Origin of the sequence: Pseudomonas sp. Z5-35 (assembly GCF_051131945.1) — a bacterium.
Classification (GTDB): Bacteria; Pseudomonadota; Gammaproteobacteria; order Pseudomonadales; family Pseudomonadaceae; genus Aquipseudomonas; species Aquipseudomonas marvdashtae.
This window is the reverse complement of the sequence record NZ_CP071640.1, coordinates 2,587,732-2,605,711: the sequence shown is the minus strand read 5'-3', so window position 1 is coordinate 2,605,711 and position 17,980 is coordinate 2,587,732. Positions and strand designations below refer to the sequence as shown.

The window sequence follows — 17,980 nt, the reverse complement described above, 5'->3', positions numbered from 1 at the left end:
TGTTCGGCTCGGCCTGACTATTGCGTCGCCACCTTTGCTGCTCGATCAGCCTCTCGAATAATCAGCGCTTGATAATGCGGGTCGGCCTTGATCTGCTGCTCGGTGAAGGGCAGCACACTCCATTGCTGGTTCGAGAACGCCTGGGTCTGATCCGCGGAATAAGGCGATGAGGGATCACTGGAGAGGGAGAAGGCCAACACCCCCTGAGCATTGGGACCGTTGCCGTCAAACGTCACCACTTGCAGATAGCTGGTGCCGCTGACCACTTCGCGTTTACCGTTCGCGCCCGGCACGCTCTGGATCGCGTTATAGATACCCAATTCCCCAGGTCCGCCGTGAATAGGCGTGCGATGGGCACCGCTGCTGGCGACCTGTATGTCCTGCCATCGACTGTCCGCAGACAGCCCGGCCGCCTTCACCGCGCCCTCCGATGCCCGCATGGCCTGACGCAATGCCTCGGCCACCGCAGGCCGCTCGACCGCCAGGCCGCGAGGGGTATGTTGCGGATCCTTCGGGTCAAACGCGACGCGCCAGATACCAGGCACAGCCTGCAACGCCTGCATGATGTGCTGAAAATGGACGAAGCCCACGCCGCTGTCCAGGCTCGCGGTGCGATCCCAGTTCTTCAGACGAGTGCACGCCTCGGCCAACGCCGATGCATCGGCTCCTAGGTCGCCGGCGCAAAACGCCAACAGGTCGGGCATGACCTGATCGGCCAGATAGACCTGATCGTCCATGACCATGCGTTGCAGGTCATCCGCGGTCACTGGCCCGTTCATGGCCAACTGGCCCAGTCGATCCAGGGCAAATCGCGCCCGCAGGCCCAGCGGCAGGTCTTGCTGGCTGATCACCGGCGAATAGCCGGACAAGGGCTGCGAGGGGTTGGCCATCCAGGCGGAATCATTGGAGTTCTGCACGTAATCACGGCGCAACAACTGCGGGAGCTTGTTGGCCGCGTAAATGCCCTTTTGCACGGCTTCGGGGTCGATGTTCCAATCACATTCACTGCGCGAGCCATCCAGCACGATCAGCTTCTGGCCAGCCCTGGGATCGCTGCAGCGGGCAAGCTTTTGGGCGTCGACGTTGGGCACCACCGAGACGTTCATGTACAGGCTGTGACCTTGGTCGTCCACCGCCAGCGTATTGACCCACGGAATCCCTTGGATGCGCTGGACGCTGTCCTGCAGATCCTTGAGCGTGACGGCGCGATTCATCGCGTACCACTGCGCCAGTACCCGATCATTTTCCAGGTTGGCATCGCGCAAGCTGTAGGCGAACCGGTTATCCCAGTCCAGCTTGCCCGGCCATTGCACGATCGGCCCGAACCTGGAGCCATAGACCACCCGCGAAACGGGCTTGACCTGCCCATCGGCTTGCTTGATATCCACCGTGACCGTTTGCTGATTCATAGGCTCTGACTTGCCATCGAACAGGTAGCGCGTCGGGTCTTTGGGGTCCAGTTGCAGGCGGTACAGTGTGAAGTGTTTTGACGTGTCGACGGTGTGGGTCCAGGCCAGGTGCTGGCTGAAGCCGATATTGATCATCGGCAAGCCTGGGAGGGCCGCGCCCATTACGTCGAGTTTGCCAGGTATGGTCAGGTGCATCTGATAAAAACGCATGCCACCCAACCAGGGGAAGTGCGGGTTTGCCAGCAACATGCCGCGCCCGTTGAAGGAACGTTCGCTGCCGATGGCCAGGGCATTGCTGCCGCGTTCAAGGGCAAAACGCTGCTGGCGGGCCGCCGCGACGGCGAAGCCGGACGTCGATAGGTCGGCTTGTGCGGTCGCCTTGGGTGGCTGCGCACCGGCCAAGGCCTCGGCGAACTGGCCGACGCCCCCCTCCACCAACAAGCGCCGGGTCAGCTTCACCAGATCCAGGGCAGTGATCGGGCGCACCCACTCGCCGTCGCATTGTTCAGGCAGGCCTTGGCCCTTGCGCTCAGCCAACGCGCGGTTGTAGCCGGCCACGTAGCCTTCCACCAACTGCTGGACCTCGGGCGTCTGGGCCTGCCAGAAACCGGAGACAGCCTGCGGTGTATTGAGCCAGCTGAAAAATAGGTCGCTGGCCCGGTTCTCCCGTTGCTCGACCGTGACTTGTTGCGGGCCAAAATAACGCGAGCGTTGGCCATTGACCGTCACGATTTCATTGGCCAGCAAACATAAATTGTCCTGCCCATACGCGTACCCGATGCCGTACCCCAACCCCCGCTCATCCTGGGCCCGGATATGCGGCACGCCAAAACTGGTGCGACGAATGTCGGCAGTGGCCGGCTCTGGCGCGCCTCGCGCGCTGACAACGGTGCTCAACCCCAGGGTCATCCCCAGCAAAGCACCGGCAAAGCAAACCCTCGATAACTGCCCGGACATTCCCACGTTCACTCCCGCTCGATCGCTTTCAAGAACCAGGACGGTGACCGGTACGCCCACGGCATACAAGCGGACCGCCCTGAAAATCCACACCGCATGCTTGAACGCGGATGTGCCTACCTTGAGAACGAACCGGATGAAAAAAAATTAATGGCGTGGCGACCCGATTTTACGGGGACTCGGCCCCATCCAGGCAATTTTTTCAGATCAAGGCTCTCATGATTGGTCGCTCTCGTTCGTCCTATACAGGAGAGCATTCGTGATCTTTTCTGTCAGGCTGGTAAGGAGTCTTTACATGCATAACGCGCAAGTGCCCATGGAGGGCAAGCCAGGATCGGCCCGTGTCACGATGACCGCCACCCACCGTGAGTTCCCGGGGTCGGTGGACCGAAGCGGGAACGAACAGATCAAGCGTCTGCTCAAGAGCTATGGGCTCAGGACCAGCCTGATCCGCCTCAAGGTCATCGATGCGCTGCTCAAGGCCGCCGATGACGATCGTCGCCTGGGCGTGCGAGGCATTCACAGCCACCTGCTGGGCTTGGACATTCCATTGTCCTTCCTGAGCGTGCGCGAGGTATTGAAGCGCCTGTGCAGCGAGGGCGTGGTGACACTCAATCCCGATAAAAGCTACAGCTTGCACCACAGCGCCGTGGCCTTGCTCAACCCTGGGAGGTGACCGGCGCTCAAGGCTTGACCTTGCGGCGCATCACGCCGTTGATCACGACGACAATGACCGCCACGGCGATGGCGATGTATTGAAACAGCTGCTCGCTGATCATGCCTTTGCCCTGCATCCAGGACAGCCCCAGCATGATCGCCAGGACGACGAGCACCACCAGAATCGAGTATTTCAATCGTTGCGAATGAGTCATTTGCCAGCTTCCTGAAGTATTCCGTTCTGCACCCAACCTGCTTGGCTGGCGTTTGCCTTGCCTTGCCTGTTGCATGGCGGGATGCGCGCAGGGCCATATGGTACAGCCGACCGCCGTTTTCGCGCGACTGGATTGACTTGTCCAGCACCGGCAACCCCCGCCAGCGAAGGAAACGTCCTACAGCAATAGGGCCGTTTTCTTAGAGAAATACCAGGCAAAACGCCTTCCGACGATGGTGATCACCAACGTAGTCTCGAAAAAGAAGAAAGCCTCTTCTGCCGAAACCGACGTTGGGAATCCATGCAAAATAAGTCGACTATTTCCTCCCCCATCCGCCTGGCAGGCTTCTGCCTGGCAATCGCCCTTTTCGAGTGCCTCACCTACATGGCCAGCGACCTGGTCATGCCCGCCATGCTCGAGGTGACCCAGGACCTGGACGCGCCTGCCGACCAAATCCCTTATGCGTTTAACTTGTACCTTTTGGGCGGCATCCTGCTGCCGTGGCTGATCGGCCCGTTGTCGGACCGCCATGGCCGACGCCCATTCATGCTCGCCGGTTGTGGCGGGTTTGTGGTCGCCTGCGTGGCAATCACCCAGGTCACCGACATACACGGGTTCAATGGGCTCCGTCTGATCCAAGGCATGGGGCTGGGCTTTGTGATTGCGGTCAGCTATCCGGCCATACAAGAAGTATTTTGCGAAGCTGACGCCGTGAAAGTCATGGCGTTGCTGGGCAACCTCGCCCTTCTCTCGCCGTTGCTGGGGCCGTTGGTGGGCGGACTGCTGCTGCAATGGCTGTCCTGGCGCGAGCTGTTCATGCTGCTGGCCGGCCTCGGCATGGTGAGCTGGCTCGCCTTGTGGTGGTTCATGCCGCGAAACATCCACGCTGCGGCAAAAACGCCGGACGTCGAGGCGTTAGACCTGCGTTCGCTGGTCAGGCGATATGGCGCGTTGCTGGGCCATGTCGGGTTCATGTCGGCCAGCGTCGCGCTGGGCTTGATGAGCTTGCCGCTGATTGCCTGGATCGGCCTGTCGCCGTTGCTGTTGATCCAAGGTTTGGGCCTGTCGCCGTTGTGGTACGGGGTTTGGCAGATCCCGGTTTTCTCGGCGGTAATCGTCGGCAATTTCCTGCTGAACGCCCTGGTAGAGCGGGTCGGCGTCCGCCGAGTGGTCCGCTACAGCCTCTGGCCCTTCTGTGCTGGCCTGGTCGCCTTGGTCATGGCCAGCCGATTCGATCTTTCTCTCACCGTGTTGGTTAGCGCCCTGTCGCTGTACGCCGTCGGGCTCGGTATGGGCAATGCCGCGCTGTATCGACTGGCCTTGTTCGCCAGCGACGACAGCAAGGGGCTGGTCTCGGCCATGGTCGGGATGATTTCCATCGCGGTGATGAGCGCGGCGGGCTCGCTGTTGGCCCTGCTGGGTGCCGGGGCGAGCCTGCAATCCTTTGCGTTGATGGCCGGCATCGCCGGGCTCAGCTGTCTTCTTGCGTTGCGTCTGTTCATGACGCAACCGTCCGCTCACGTTTGAACTCCCACCTCTCTGAGGAAAACCTGATGATTCATTTTCCCTACGCCGATGCGCTTTGCGCACTGCCGCAACCGTATGGCTGCGATTTGGTGCCTCCCGGGTTGTTCGATAAGGCGATGGCTGAAATCAGCCTGTTCCACTGCCATCACTCGCCCGGCTACGAAGACTGGCTCAACGCCAACGGCCTTACGGTGGGCGACTTGGAGCACCTGACCGACTGGTCGCGCCTGCCGCCTATCTATGCGAATTACTTCAAACAGCGATTGTTGCTCAGCCCCACCGCCGAAGATGCGTTGGAGCTCACGTCTTCGGGCACCAGCGGTCAGAAAAGCCGCATGCGCTACGACGAGCGCAGCATGGCGGCGGCCCAAGGGATGGTGGCAAACATCTTCAACCATTACGGCTGGGCCACGCCGAACTTACCTTGCAATTACTTGCTGTTAAGCCACGAGCCCGAAGCGACCAATCGGCTCGGTACGGCATATACCGATCAGTTCCTCTGCCGCTTCGCACCGGCCAATCGGGTCGCCTATGCCCTGAGGCGTACCGGAAAGGGCCACGAGTTCGATGTATTCGGGGTGATCGCCGCCTTGCAGTCGTTCGCCGAAGAAGGGCTGCCCGTGCGCATATTCGGTTTTCCGGCGCTGCTGTGGCATGTGCTTGAGCGCATGGATGAAACCGCCCAGCCCGACCTGAAGCTCGACCCCGCCTCGCTGGTTTTCCTGGGCGGGGGCTGGAAGAAACAGGCAGCCCAGGAAATCCCCCGCCAGCAAGTCTACGAACGCATCACCCGGCAATTGGGCATCGAGCCCCATCGCTGCCGTGATGGTTATGGCGCGGTCGAGCACGCGGTGCCCTACATCGAATGTGAACGCCATCGGTTCCACGTACCGGTCTATTCGAAAGTCTTCGTGCGCCACCCCGCGAACTTCAGCGTGCAGCCGTTCGGCGAGGCAGGGTTGCTGTCGTTCGTATCACCTTACATCTCATCCAGTCCGGCCCATGCCGTGGTGATGAGCGACCTGGCGACCCTGCATCCGGCCAACTGCGAATGCGGCCTGCCATCCCAGTGGTTCGAGCTGCACGGTCGAGCCGGCACCAGTGCCAGCCGAAGCTGCGCCATGGCCGCCGCCGAACTGATCAAGGAAAACTGATATGTACCTCGTCAATGGCCAACTGAACGCCGAGCTGCCGCTCGAAGCGATACTTGAACAACTGCAAGCGCAACTGCCCGTCCTCCTGGACAGCCCGCCCCGCAGCGAAGAGGTGCTCGATTGCGCAGAAGCGTTCGTGCGGACGCTGCAATCGAGCGACCAAAGCCCGATGCTCGACGAGGAACAGCGCCAGGCGCTGATCGCCTTCTGTGACCGCAAGCACCTGCGCCTCAAGCTTGAGCGCGAACTGGGCCTGACCCCACGCTCGCTACGGCGGATCGATTACTGCGACGGCCCCTTCGAAAGCTGGCAGCCCCTGGGACTTGTGGTGCATGTGACGCCGGGCAATTCACCCTTGCTGGGCTTCTGCGCGGTGCTGGAAGGTTTGTTGGCGGGCAACGTGAACTGGCTGCGACCCAGCACCCGTGATGGCGACCTGACGGCGCGGCTGCTGGCGGCGTACCTGAAATGTGATTCGAGTGGCCGATTGCGCGACTACGTGGCGGTATTGCCCGTGCCCTCCCAGGAAACCGGCCGCCTCTTTGCTCTGGCGCAGGGCGTCAGCGCCTGGGGCGGCGAAACGGCCCTCACAGCCTTGCGCGAGCAGCTTCCCAGTGGCTGCCGCTGGATCGATTGGGGCCATCGGATCAGCTTCGCCTATATCACGCCTCTAGCGGCAAGCCCACAGGCGCTGGATAACCTGGTGGACGAAATCTGCCGCCTCGATCAACAAGCATGCTCCAGCCCGCAATGGCTGCTGGTGGACAGTGACGATCCAGTGCAATTGCAGGCATTGGGCAACGGCCTGGCCGCCGCTTTCGAGCGACGGACCGGACGCTGGCCTGCCCTGGAAACCACCGCAGCCGAAGCGTGTGAAATTACCACCCGGACGGCGCTGGCGCGTTTGGATTACAGTTTCGCCGGCCAAACCGGCCAGGTCTGGGCGGGTAACGGTTGGCGTGTTCTTTGGGAGCATCACCGTGAACTGCAGCCATCGCCGCTGTTTCGAACTTTGTTGTTGCGACCCGTGTCTGAAGGAACGCTCGCGCAAACCCTTCTGCCATGGCGCAATGTGCTGCAGAGCTGCGCGCTCATCTGCGAACCGGAACGAGCACCTGCACTGGCGCGCCGCCTGGTGACCGCCGGTGTTACTCGGGTGACCTCCACCGCGCAGGTCCAACAGGGTTATGACGGCGAGCCTCACGATGGCGTCTATGCATTGCAGAGATTGAGTCGCCGGGTATCGGTCGGCCTTGAAGCCGACGTCGCCAGTCACCGCGTCACGCTGGATGCTCCCCCAGCCGCGTTGTCGCTTTGTCCCTTGACACCGATCCTGGACAAGAGCGCATTCATGGCGCTGCCTGCGGCCACTCAAGCGCAACTATTCTTCCGCTCCGGCGGCAGCAGCGGTGCACCTGTGCTCTCCCCTTACAGTCACCGGGATTTCGACCGCCACATGCGCGCCGCCGCCGACGGACTGCGCGCGGCGGGCCTGGATCCTGCGCAGGATCGGGTCATCAATCTTTTCTACGGCGGCAGCCTGTACGGCGGTTTTCTCAGTTTCTCGAAAATTCTCGAACAGATGAATGTGGTGCACTACCCCATGAGCGCGCCAGCGGATGACAACTTCGACGAGATTGCAAAGCTGATTGTTGACCACGGTATCAACACGGCGGTTGGCATGCCGAGTACCTTGCATCGTCTGTTCTCCAGCCAGCAGCCGACGCTGCAAGGCTACGGTGGTCTGCGCAAAGTCATGTTGGGCGGCGAACACCTTGGGCAAGAAAGCCGACAGTTATTCCAGGCGTGTGGCGTCACGCGCATTTGCTCGGCTATCTACGGCACCGTCGACGCCGGGCCCCTCGGTCACGCCTGCATCGCCGGCGACTACGGGGTGTTCCATCTCATGGACGATATTCAATCCTTGGAAATCGTCCACCCGGACGATGACGTGCCGGTAGGCTTCGGGGAAACCGGACGCCTGCTGTTCACCTCCCGCGAACGCCAGGCGCGCGCCCTCCAGCGGTATGAAGTCGGCGACCTCGGACGCTGGCTAACCGGCCCGTGCGCGTGTGGCCTGGAGTCGCCGAGATTCGAGCTGCGCGAGCGCCACGGGCGCCTGGTGCGCATCGCTACGGAGTTCGTCAATACCCAGGAACTGGCCGAACGGGCGCAAGCGGCCATTCAAGTCATCCTCGACCATGAGAGCGACGGTTGTGAACGCTTGCTGATTCGCACCAACGGCGACGCCGAAACGGTTCGACGCAAAGTGCTGGAGCTTGCACCGCTGCGCATACCTGTAGACGCCGCGCTGCTGGTCCTGAACGTCCAGAGTTGTCCGATAGAGCACTTCGAACGCAATAAACACAGCGGCAAAGTCCCGCTGGTAATTGACCGCAGGATCTGCGGCCAGTGAGCCCATCCGTTATCGATAAGCAGACCTTCAAGCCTTGAGAGAATCCTGATGAGCGCTTCATTATCTTACGAGCAGTGGCTCAACCACATCCGCACGCATTCAGCCTTCTTCAACACGCAGTTAAGCCATTTGCCCTCCCAGGGATGCGCCTTCGAACAACTGCCAGTTGTTGATGTAAATGAATACTGGAAAGGCAGCCATGACCTGGATAACTGGCGAGTACTGACCGACAAAGTCAGCGATGCGCTGGTCTTCAAAACCGGCGGCACGACCAGCCAAGGCAAGTTTTCGGTATACACCCACGCTGAATGGCAATTAATGCTCGACTGCTTCGGTCGCAGCCTGTCCGCCCAATTGGACGCTGGAGATCGAATCGCCAACCTGTTTTTTTCTGGCGACCTGTACGCCAGTTTCCTGTTCATTCATGGCGCGCTCTGCAGCGTGGACGTACCCATCACCGAGTTCCCCTTCACCGGATCGGTGGAACTCGACGTGTTGGCCGAGGCCATCGCCGGGCACCGCATCAATGTGCTGGTGGGCGTGCCTGCGCACTTGTTGGCATTTGCCAGCCATGTCAACGGACAAGGCCGATCGCTGCCAGAAATCACCACCATCCTGTTTGGCGGCGAGAACCTGTTCGAAAGCCAGATGCCAACCTTGAAGCGGGCGTTTCCCCGCGCTCGCTTTGCGTCGATCGGATACGCCAGTGTGGATGCCGGCCTGGTCGGTGCCAGCACAGCCGATTGCGGTTTGGGGGAGCATCGCGTGTTCGACGAACAGACACGGGTAGAGATCATCGACGACCTGAGCGGTGAGGTCATCGAGGCCTGCGGTCAAACCGGTAACCTGGTGGTGACCAACCTTGCCCGGACCCTGATGCCTATTGTCAGATACCCGGTAGGAGATCGGGCCAGTTGGTGCGAGCCTGCCGGCACGCCACGGCGCAAGTTCGCCCTTCAAGGGCGCAGCGCACAGAGCCGTCGTGTCCGGGTGGGTGTGTTGTCGCTGTTCCCCGAAGAAATCAACGACATCGTCCGACGCATGGGCGGCGATCTTCAATGGCAATTGATTATCGAGCACGTCCAGGATAATGATCGCGTGCTCCTCAAGTGGCTGCCCGATGCACAGGCGAACGCTGGCCAAACGCGCTCGCGAGAACTGAAAGACGCCTTGATCGAGCAATATCCTGGCCTCGATAAAATCCGCGTGGATATCCAGACCTGCAGTGCGCAGGAGCTCGAACGCCATCCCCGTTCCGGCAAGCACCTGTCGATCATCGATCGTCGGGTCTACGGTACGCCGACAGAAAGGAACGGCGGATGAGCCGGGTGGTCATCAGGCCTTTCAGCGCTACGGACAGTGCCGGTACCTGCGAGCTGTTCCGTCGAGTGTACGGCGATCACTACGTCTCGCCGGACGTCTACATGCCGCAGATGATCAGCCAGCACAATCTCCAGGGCCGGTGGCAATCCTTGGTCGCGGTGATTGGCGATCACGTGGTCGGTCATGCCGCACTGTGTCGCCAGCAGCCTGCGAGCCAGGACGCCGAGCTGGCGTTGGTGGCGGTCGATCCTAATTTGCAGGGCGCGCAGATTGCCACGCGGCTGGGAGAGCAACTCCTGAACCGTCGTCAGGCGCTCGGGCTCGCCAGGTTATCGATCAAACAAGTCACCAGCCATCGTTACAGCCAACGGCTGGCACAACGGCTCGGCTTTCATGACACCGGCTTGTTGCCCGATTTCGTGCCCTCTCCGTTCGCCACGGGCCGGGCCGAAACCATCGTCATTGGCTGTCAGGTCAGCGGCGGCAACGATCGGCCATTGCCGCATCTTCAATGGCCTGCTCAATACCAATGGCTGATGGATCCACTGGCGTCGCAATTCGGAACCACCCTCGACGAGACTCCGACGGCGATACAACCGCTGCGGGTAAGCCATTTGCCTGGACGAATCGACATCGTGGCCGAGCGCATGGACGCCTGCCTCGTCGGGCAACTGCGACATTTGCCAGCCCATTGGCCGCTTTCGGTACGGCTCGGCCTCGGTCGGCACTTTTGCACTGACTACCGCCTGCTGATGGCCGCCGGGTTCTTCTTCACCGGAATAATGCCCAACGAAAGCACGCAACGCTGGCAGGCGCTGTTTCACCGTATCGCCCAGGTGCGCAGGCTCACGCTGGACTCAGCGCCGATGCAACGGCTACACGATGAATTGCAGGCGCATGCTCAAGCCTGGAAAAACACCCAGGCCAGCTCGGCCGCCTGATATCCCCCTGACATGCGCTCAAGCTATTGGCAAGGACGCCGATAGAATCGGTACGCCTATCCCAAACTGTTTCCGAAAGATGCCTTCGTGCAAGGAACGCCGCTATGCCCTCATTGCGCACCATTCAGGCCCGCTACACGCTGTTCCTGGTTCTGTTCATCCTGGTGTTATCCACCCTGACCGTTGTCGGCATCAGCTACCTCGTCGCGCCCAAGCTGCGTCACACCGAGGAGCAAGTGGCACTGAACCGCATTGCCGAGGTCGCCGAACAGATCCAAGGCGAACTGAACAAGGTACAGGCACAGCAACGCAGCATTACCCAGACCATCCCGCTGCTCGACAGCGATGCCATCGACAAGGTATTGCCGGGCCTGGTGGACCAGTACGGCGAGCTGAAAGTCTTCGGCGGCGGGATCTGGCCATTGCCCAATCAGCGCGCAGAGGGCCGCGGAAAATTCAGCACTTTCTGGCACCGTGACGCCTCCGGCAAGCTGGCAGTCAATACGTTCTGGAACAGCGACGCCGCGCCGAACTATTACGAACAACCGTGGCACAAGGGCGGCATGGCCACTCCTCCCGGAAAATGCGCCTGGGCGGCCGCTTACAAGGACGACGCCAGCGCCGAGCCTCGCACCAATTGCGCCATGTCCATCCAGAAAAATGGCGCGCCTTACGGCGTTTCCACCATCGACGTGACCCTGGGCTTCTTCAACGACTTGATCGCGCGCAAGGAAGCCGACTTGAGCGCCGAAATGCTGATCGTCGAAGGCGACGGCAAGATCATCAGCAACAGTTCCCGCATCAACGGCCAGATCGTGCTGAAAAACATCAGCGAACTGGCGGCGGACTCGCCCTTCGCCGCCCAGGTCAAGGCTGGCCTGGCCCACCGCGACCAACCGTTGCAACGCGTCGAATTCGATAACAAAGGCGAAGCCAGCACGTTCTTCATGCGCCCCATCGAGGGCTCGCCATGGTTCCTCGCCACCGCGCTGCCGACCCGCCTGATCACCGCCCAGCGTGATGACGTATTGAGCACGCTGAGCCTGTTGCAGATTCCGCTGGTGGTCCTGCTGGTGCTGATGCAGCTGTATGCGATCCGCCAATTGACCCACCGCATGAAGGTCCTCAAGGGCAACATCGATGCGCTGTCCAATGGCGATGCCGACCTGACGCGACGCATCACCATCCGCGCCGAGGACGAACTGGGCGCCATCGGTCACTCGGTCAACCGCTTCATCGCCTATCTGCAAGACATGATCGGTGAAGTCACCCAGGCCACCGGTGCCATGGCGTCGAGCCTGGATAACCTGCAACGGACCTCGACCCATACCAGCGAAATCCTCATGCGCCATGCCTCGGAAACCGACCAGACCGTGACCGCCATCACCGAGATGAGCTCCACGGCTGAAAGCGTCGCGCAGAACGCCGCCGAGACGGCAGCGTTTACCCAGCGTGCCAACGAGCATGCCGATCGCTCCCGGGTTGTGGTCGGAGAGGCATCTAACAGCGTCGTGGCGCTGATCGAGGAAGTGGCCAGTGCCACCCGCAAGGTCGAGAGCATGCAACAGGACGCACAACGCATCACCGAGATCCTCGGCGTGATCGGCGCCATCGCAGGGCAAACCAACCTGTTGGCTCTTAACGCCGCCATCGAAGCCGCCCGGGCCGGTGAACAAGGCCGTGGCTTCGCGGTGGTGGCCGACGAAGTTCGCGCCCTTGCCGCCCGGACCCAGGCCAGCACCTCGGAAATCAACGAGATGCTCACCCGCCTGACCCAAGGTGTCAGTTCGTCGGTCGCGGCCATGGAAAACACCCAAGCCAGTTGCCAATCGGCCGCCGACGCCACCTCAAGGGTCAACTCGGGGCTGGACGAAATGGCCGGCTCCGTCAGCCAGATCAACAGCCTGAGCACCCAGATCGCCACCGCCGCCGAACAACAGAGCGCGGTGACCGAGGAAATCAACCGCAGCATGGTGCAGATCCGGCACATGGTCGAAGAACTGGTGGAAAGCGGCCTCGCCAGCGAGAACAACACCCGCCAGCTGCTGGATGCCAATAGCCGGGTGAATGCAATCATGGGGCGGTTCAAGGTTCGCTAGTCCCCTTCAAAAGCAGATTTGTGGCGAGGAAGCTTGCTCCCTCGCCACAAAGGGCGTCACTGCGCCCAACCTGACAATTGTGTAATCCCCGCCTCAGCCCGCTGTCAGCTCGCCCTCGCTACTCTGTTATCCTCCCTCCAAACCGTTCGCTACGAGACCACTCCCATGGCCAATCCCCTGCATCTGCTCGCCTTGAGCGCCCTGTTCCTGACCTCCCTGGCCCAGGCCGCCGAACCGGTCACCATCGACGTCCATCGCGACGCCAATTGCGGCTGCTGCAAGAAGTGGATCTCCCATTTGCAAGATAACGGCTTGAAGGTCAACGACCACGTCGAGGCCGACATGAGTCCGGTCAAGCAGCGCCTGGGCGTAGCACCGAACCTGCGTTCGTGCCACACCGCCGTTATCAACGGCAAATTCGTCGAGGGCCACGTTCCGGCCGAGCAAGTACTGGCATTGAGCAAACGCGACGACCTGCTTGGCGTGGCCGCGCCGGGCATGCCGATGGGCTCGCCGGGCATGGAGATGGACGGCATGAGCGATGCCTACCGAGTGATCGGCCTGAAAAAAGACGGGACCCAAACCGTGGTGGCGGACTATCCGGCCCATTGATGGGCGAAGCGTACATCGGGCTGTTCCTCGCGGCGTTTGGCGCGGCGACCCTGTTGCCGTTGCAATCCGAGGCGCTGCTGGTGGGCTTGCTACTCAGCGAACGTTATGCGATCTGGCTGCTGCTGGCCGTTGCAACCCTCGGCAACGTCCTCGGTTCCCTGGTGAACTGGTGGCTGGGCACACGCCTGGAACAATTCAAGGACCGCCGCTGGTTCCCGGTCAGCCCGTCCCATCTGGACAAGGCCCGCCGCCATTACCAACGCTATGGGTACTGGACGCTGCTGCTCAGTTGGTTGCCCATCATCGGCGATCCGCTGACGTTGGTCGCAGGCGTGATGGGTGAGCCCTGGCGGCGCTTCCTGGTGATCGTGACCCTGGCCAAGGGCCTGCGTTACGGCGTGCTCACCTGGGCGACCCTCGGCTGGATGGGTTGAACGTTCCTGCGCTTGGGTTGCCTGTGGTTAATGTCGCCATAATCGAGCCGTTCCAGGATCGGCCGGTTGCCAAAAAGGAGATCGACCATGCCGCGTTCCACCGTCCGCTGGCTGCCCAGCCTGTTCCTGACCGCTGCCCTGCCGCTGCTCGCCCAGGCCGCGAACCCACCTGAAGGCCCGGCCTACGGACCGCAGCTTGAGGGTTTTGAGTATCCCTATACGCTCAAGCATTTCCCCATCCAGTCCCAAGGCAAGTCATTGCAGATGGGCTATATGGACGTACCCGCCCAAGGCAAGGCCAACGGCCGCACGGTGGTGTTGATGCATGGCAAGAATTTCTGCGCCGCCACCTGGGGCGATTCGATCAAGGCGCTCAGTGACGCCGGTTACCGGGTCATCGCCCCGGACCAGATCGGCTTCTGCACCTCCAGCAAGCCGGACCACTACCAATACAGTTTCCAGCAACTGGCGACCAATACTCAGGCGCTGCTCAAGGCCCTCGGCGTGCAAAAATCCATCGTGATGGGTCACTCCACCGGCGGCATGCTTGCCACCCGCTACGCGTTGCAATTTCCTGACCAGGTCGAGCGCCTGGCAATGGCCAACCCTATCGGCCTGGAAGACTGGAAAGCCCTCGGCGTGCCCTACCGCACGGTCGACCAGTGGTACGAACGCGAGCTGAAACTCAGCGCCGAGGGCATTCGCACCTACGAACGCAATACCTATTACGGCGGACGCTGGAAACCGGAGTTCGACCGCTGGGTCGACATGCTCGCCGGAATGAACAAGGGCCCGGGGCATACCCAAGTGGCATGGAACTCAGCGCTGATCTACGACATGATCTTCACCCAGCCGGTCTACTACGAGTTCAAGGACCTGAAAGTCCCCACGCTGCTGCTGATCGGCACGTCCGACACCACCGCTATCGGCAGCGACATCGCGCCGCCGGCCGTGAAAGCCAAGCTGGGCCGCTACGACGTATTGGGCAAGCAGGTCGCCGAACTGATTCCACAGTCGACACTGGTAGAGTTCCCCAACCTGGGCCATGCGCCGCAGATGGAAGAGCCAGCTCGATTCCACAAGGCCCTGCTGGGCTGGCTGGACAAACCCATTCCCTGAAGAGGTGTTCCATGGCGGTGCACATTGCAGTCATCGATGATTGGCAGGACGTCGCAAGGGACGTGGTGGACTGGTCAGCGCTCGACGGCATCGGCGAGGTAACCTTTCTGCACGATTACCCCGCCGACCGCGATACCCTCGCCGAGCGTCTGCAGCGCTTCGACGTCATCTGCGTAATGCGCGAGCGCACCCGTTTCGATGAAGGACTGCTGTGCCGCCTGCCCAACCTGAAACTGCTGCTGACCGGCGGCATGCGCAATGCCGCCCTTGACCTCAAGGCCGCCGCGACACTGGGTATCCAGGTGTGCGGCACCGAAAGCTACAAGCACGCTGCGCCGGAGTTGACCTGGGCACTGGTCATGGCCCTGAGCCGCAATCTCGTGGCGCAAGCCAACGCCCTGCGCGCCGGGCTGTGGCAACAGGGCCTAGGCGGCGATTTGCACGGCAAGACCCTGGCGATCCTGGGCCTGGGCAGCATTGGCACGCGAGTGGCGCAGTTCGGCCAGGTATTCGGCATGCGCGTGATCGCCTGGAGCGAAAACCTGACCGCCGAGCGAGCCGCCGCAGCCGGTGTGGCCTACGTGAGCAAGCAAGCGCTGTTCGAGCAGGCCGATGTCCTCTCGATCCACCTGGTGCTCAGCGAACGCAGCCAGGGCCTGGTGGATGCCCAGGCCCTGGGCTGGATGAAGCCCGAGGCGCTGCTGGTCAATACCGCGCGCGGGCCGATTGTCGACGAGGCGGCCCTGATCGACGCGCTCCGGCACAAACGCCTGGCTGGCGCCGCCCTGGACGTATTCGCCGAGGAACCGTTGCCGCCCGACCACCCGTTCCGAACCCTCGGCAACGTGTTGGCCACGCCTCACGTGGGGTACGTCAGCCGGCAGAATTACCAGCAGTTCTACGGCCAGATGATCGAGGACTTGCAGGCCTGGGCGGCTGGCACGCCAATCAGGATGCTGGCCCCGGGCGGTTGAACATCCCCTTCACTGGGCTGACACCACCGCTATCGCCAGCAAGCACGCTCCACATGAAGCCTGTGGACGCTCTCTTATAGGCCATCAAAACGCCTCCATCCAGCCCGCCCTCTTATAGTGCGCAGTGCTGTTGAACCGCGCACGCGATTGAACCACCGCCCCCTCCCTACACCCCGAATATTTCAAACAACCTGCACTTCGTCGGTTCGTATTCCCCCACGTCGTGTAAGAGATCGCCGACAACCGACGTGATTGTCGGACAATTCGACGAAGCGAACCGCACCGCTCTAGCTTCTGACCTAGACTGCCTGTCCGGGCGGAAAACCGACCGGTCATCAGAAGGCAAAAAAGTCGAAACTTTTCGCAACGGCGACGGGTCAGGTTAGAGGTAGGGCTACAACGGCTGGAGCATTCCTTGCAACGGTCCCCTCACCTGATTCGCTTTGCCGCATTGGGCAGCGCTTTGCTCTCCTTGCGTAGCGCTCGTGCGCCTGGCCGCAGGATTCGGCCAATGAAACAACAGCTCTGGCGCTTGCCGGAAACAGATCGAGAAAATAGGAGTTATTTATGATCAGTGCTGCCTTGGAACCACAGCAAGTCCGCTCTCAACTACCGCCGGCGGCTGGGTCGCCGACGGCACCGGTGCTGGCCACCGGAGGCAAGGCACTGCTCCCTGTAGCCCGACAGAATCCCAATCGCAAGAAGATTTTGTTCGTCACCTCGGAAATTGCCGACCTGGTAAAGACCGGCGGCCTGGGCGACGTTTCTTCCGCCCTGCCGCGGGCGATGGCCGGCTTGCATGACGTTCGGGTACTGATTCCCGGCTACCCGCAAGTCATGAACAGCGGCAACCCGATCCACATCATTGGCGAACTGGGCGGCCATGCCGCGCTGCCGCCGTGCAAGATCGGTCGCATGGATATGGCCGACGGCTTGGTGATCTACGTACTGATCTGTCCCGAACTGTATGCCCGCGAAGGGTCTCCCTACGGCGCCAACAATGGGCGCGACTGGCCCGACAACCATATACGCTTCGCTCGCCTGGGCCTGGCCGCGGCGGACATCGCTGCCAATCTTGCGCAGATCCACTGGTGTCCCGACCTGGTCCACGCCCATGACTGGCCAGCCGGACTTGCGCCCGCTTATATGCACTGGCGCGGCCAACGAACGCCTACCCTGTTTACCATCCATAACCTGGCGTACCAAGGCGTGGTCAGCTTGGCGTCCTGCCCTGAGTTGGGCATCCCGGAGCATGCGCTGCAACAGGAAGGCATGGAATTCTACGGCAAGCTGTCGTTCCTGAAAGCCGGCATGGCCTATTCCAGCCACATCACTACGGTCAGCGCCACCTACGCCCAGGAAATAACCACGCCGGAATTCGGTTGCGGGCTCGATGGGTTCCTTGCCGCCAAGACCCAGCAAGGCCTGCTCAGCGGCATTCCCAACGGCATCGATGAGAGCTGGGACGCCGCTACCGACACTCACCTGCAGCGCCAGTTCTCCATCGGCGACTGGGACGGCAAGGCTGCCAACGCCGTCCATGTACGCGACCTGTTCGGCCTGGACGAATCCAGCGGCCCGCTGTTCGCCGTGGTGTCGCGCCTGGTTTTCCAGAAAGGCCTGGACCTCACCGAAGCCGTTGCCGAATTCATCGTCGAGTCCGGGGGGCAGATTGCAATCATCGGCCGTGGCGAACCGGAAGAAGAACAGGCCATGCGCGAACTGGCGCTGCGCTTCCCTGGACGGATCGGCGTGCGCATCGGCTTCAACGAAACCGACGCTCGGCGGATGTTCGCTGGGAGTGATTTCCTGCTGATGCCGTCGCGCTACGAGCCCTGCGGCTTGAGCCAGATGTATGCCCAGCGCTTTGGCTCGCTCCCAGTGGCGCGCAATACCGGCGGGCTCGCGGACACTATCGAAGACGGCATCACCGGCTTTCTGTTCGACGAATCCACCGTGGAAAGCTACAAGCAGGCCTTGAGCCGGGCTTTCAAGGTGTTCGAGTTCCCCGAACTGCTCAATGCCATGCGTTGCCGGGCGATGTCGGCCCCCTTCAACTGGTGCAAGGCCGTGGAACCCTACGCCGAACTCTATGAACAACTGGTAGCTAAATCGCTAGGAAAATCGGCCAGACAATGAGGTA

General features: G+C 61.5%; 13 protein-coding genes and 2 pseudogenes. 13 read left to right on the top strand and 2 right to left on the bottom strand.

The window, feature by feature from the left end; genetic code table 11:
- Positions 1 to 17: 17 nt before the first annotated feature.
- Positions 18 to 2,366 carry a bifunctional acylase PvdQ gene (pvdQ, locus tag J3P95_RS12040; protein ID WP_434563364.1) on the bottom strand — a complete coding sequence of 783 codons (2,349 nt, stop codon included), beginning with the start codon at positions 2,364 to 2,366 and terminating at the stop codon, positions 18 to 20.
- A 349-nt stretch (positions 2,367 to 2,715) separates the two neighbouring features.
- On the opposite strand from pvdQ, the gene J3P95_RS12035 reads away from it, so the two are divergent.
- Entirely contained in the window at positions 2,716 to 3,042 is a 327-nt protein-coding gene (locus tag J3P95_RS12035; protein WP_434563801.1) for a fe2+ zn2+ uptake regulation protein, read from the top strand.
- Between the two features lie 7 nt (positions 3,043 to 3,049).
- Here J3P95_RS12035 and J3P95_RS12030 read toward each other — a convergent pair whose 3' ends face one another.
- Positions 3,050 to 3,238: a hypothetical protein gene (locus J3P95_RS12030; protein WP_186631798.1), complete on the bottom strand. Its 189-nt coding sequence runs from the start codon at positions 3,236 to 3,238 to the stop codon at positions 3,050 to 3,052.
- Between the two features lie 300 nt (positions 3,239 to 3,538).
- Between J3P95_RS12030 and J3P95_RS12025 the strand changes: the two genes are divergently transcribed.
- The 12 genes and pseudogenes from J3P95_RS12025 (at position 3,539) to glgA (ending at position 17,976) form a co-directional block, all read left to right on the top strand.
- Positions 3,539 to 4,765 (top strand): MFS transporter, encoded by a 1,227-nt coding sequence (locus tag J3P95_RS12025; protein WP_434563362.1) that lies wholly within the window; start codon positions 3,539 to 3,541, stop codon positions 4,763 to 4,765.
- 26 nt (positions 4,766 to 4,791) lie between these two features.
- Complete coding sequence (locus tag J3P95_RS12020; protein ID WP_434563360.1) at positions 4,792 to 5,919, top strand: acyl-protein synthase; 1,128 nt, start codon at positions 4,792 to 4,794, stop codon at positions 5,917 to 5,919.
- A gap of 1 nt (position 5,920) precedes the next feature.
- Positions 5,921 to 8,335, top strand: a complete 2,415-nt coding sequence (locus J3P95_RS12015; RefSeq protein WP_434563358.1) for an acyl-CoA reductase — start codon at positions 5,921 to 5,923, stop codon at positions 8,333 to 8,335.
- Positions 8,336 to 8,383: 48 nt separating this feature from the next.
- Complete coding sequence (locus J3P95_RS12010; protein WP_434563356.1) at positions 8,384 to 9,658, top strand: phenylacetate--CoA ligase family protein; 1,275 nt, start codon at positions 8,384 to 8,386, stop codon at positions 9,656 to 9,658.
- Positions 9,655 to 10,599, top strand: a complete 945-nt coding sequence (locus J3P95_RS12005) for a GNAT family N-acetyltransferase (protein ID WP_434577077.1) — start codon at positions 9,655 to 9,657, stop codon at positions 10,597 to 10,599. Before J3P95_RS12010 ends, J3P95_RS12005 begins: the two co-directional genes overlap by 4 nt.
- A gap of 104 nt (positions 10,600 to 10,703) precedes the next feature.
- Positions 10,704 to 11,840: pseudogene (locus J3P95_RS12000) on the top strand (HAMP domain-containing protein); the annotation flags it as partial.
- A gap of 330 nt (positions 11,841 to 12,170) precedes the next feature.
- Positions 12,171 to 12,698: pseudogene (locus J3P95_RS11995) on the top strand (methyl-accepting chemotaxis protein); the annotation flags it as partial.
- Between the two features lie 165 nt (positions 12,699 to 12,863).
- Positions 12,864 to 13,310 (top strand): DUF411 domain-containing protein, encoded by a 447-nt coding sequence (locus J3P95_RS11990; RefSeq protein ID WP_434563352.1) that lies wholly within the window; start codon positions 12,864 to 12,866, stop codon positions 13,308 to 13,310.
- The gene (locus J3P95_RS11985) at positions 13,310 to 13,744 is read left to right on the top strand and encodes a YqaA family protein (protein WP_434563350.1); all 435 of its coding nucleotides are present in this window, start codon (positions 13,310 to 13,312) and stop codon (positions 13,742 to 13,744) included. The genes J3P95_RS11990 and J3P95_RS11985 overlap by 1 nt, the downstream gene beginning before the upstream one ends.
- Positions 13,745 to 13,831: 87 nt before the next feature.
- Positions 13,832 to 14,863 (top strand): alpha/beta fold hydrolase, encoded by a 1,032-nt coding sequence (locus J3P95_RS11980; protein ID WP_434563348.1) that lies wholly within the window; start codon positions 13,832 to 13,834, stop codon positions 14,861 to 14,863.
- A gap of 11 nt (positions 14,864 to 14,874) precedes the next feature.
- Positions 14,875 to 15,837 carry a D-2-hydroxyacid dehydrogenase family protein gene (locus tag J3P95_RS11975; RefSeq protein WP_434577080.1) on the top strand — a complete coding sequence of 321 codons (963 nt, stop codon included), beginning with the start codon at positions 14,875 to 14,877 and terminating at the stop codon, positions 15,835 to 15,837.
- Between the two features lie 567 nt (positions 15,838 to 16,404).
- On the top strand, positions 16,405 to 17,976 hold the full coding sequence (gene glgA, locus J3P95_RS11970) for a glycogen synthase GlgA (RefSeq protein ID WP_434563344.1): 1,572 nt from the start codon (positions 16,405 to 16,407) through the stop codon (positions 17,974 to 17,976).
- Positions 17,977 to 17,980: the final 4 nt, after the last annotated feature.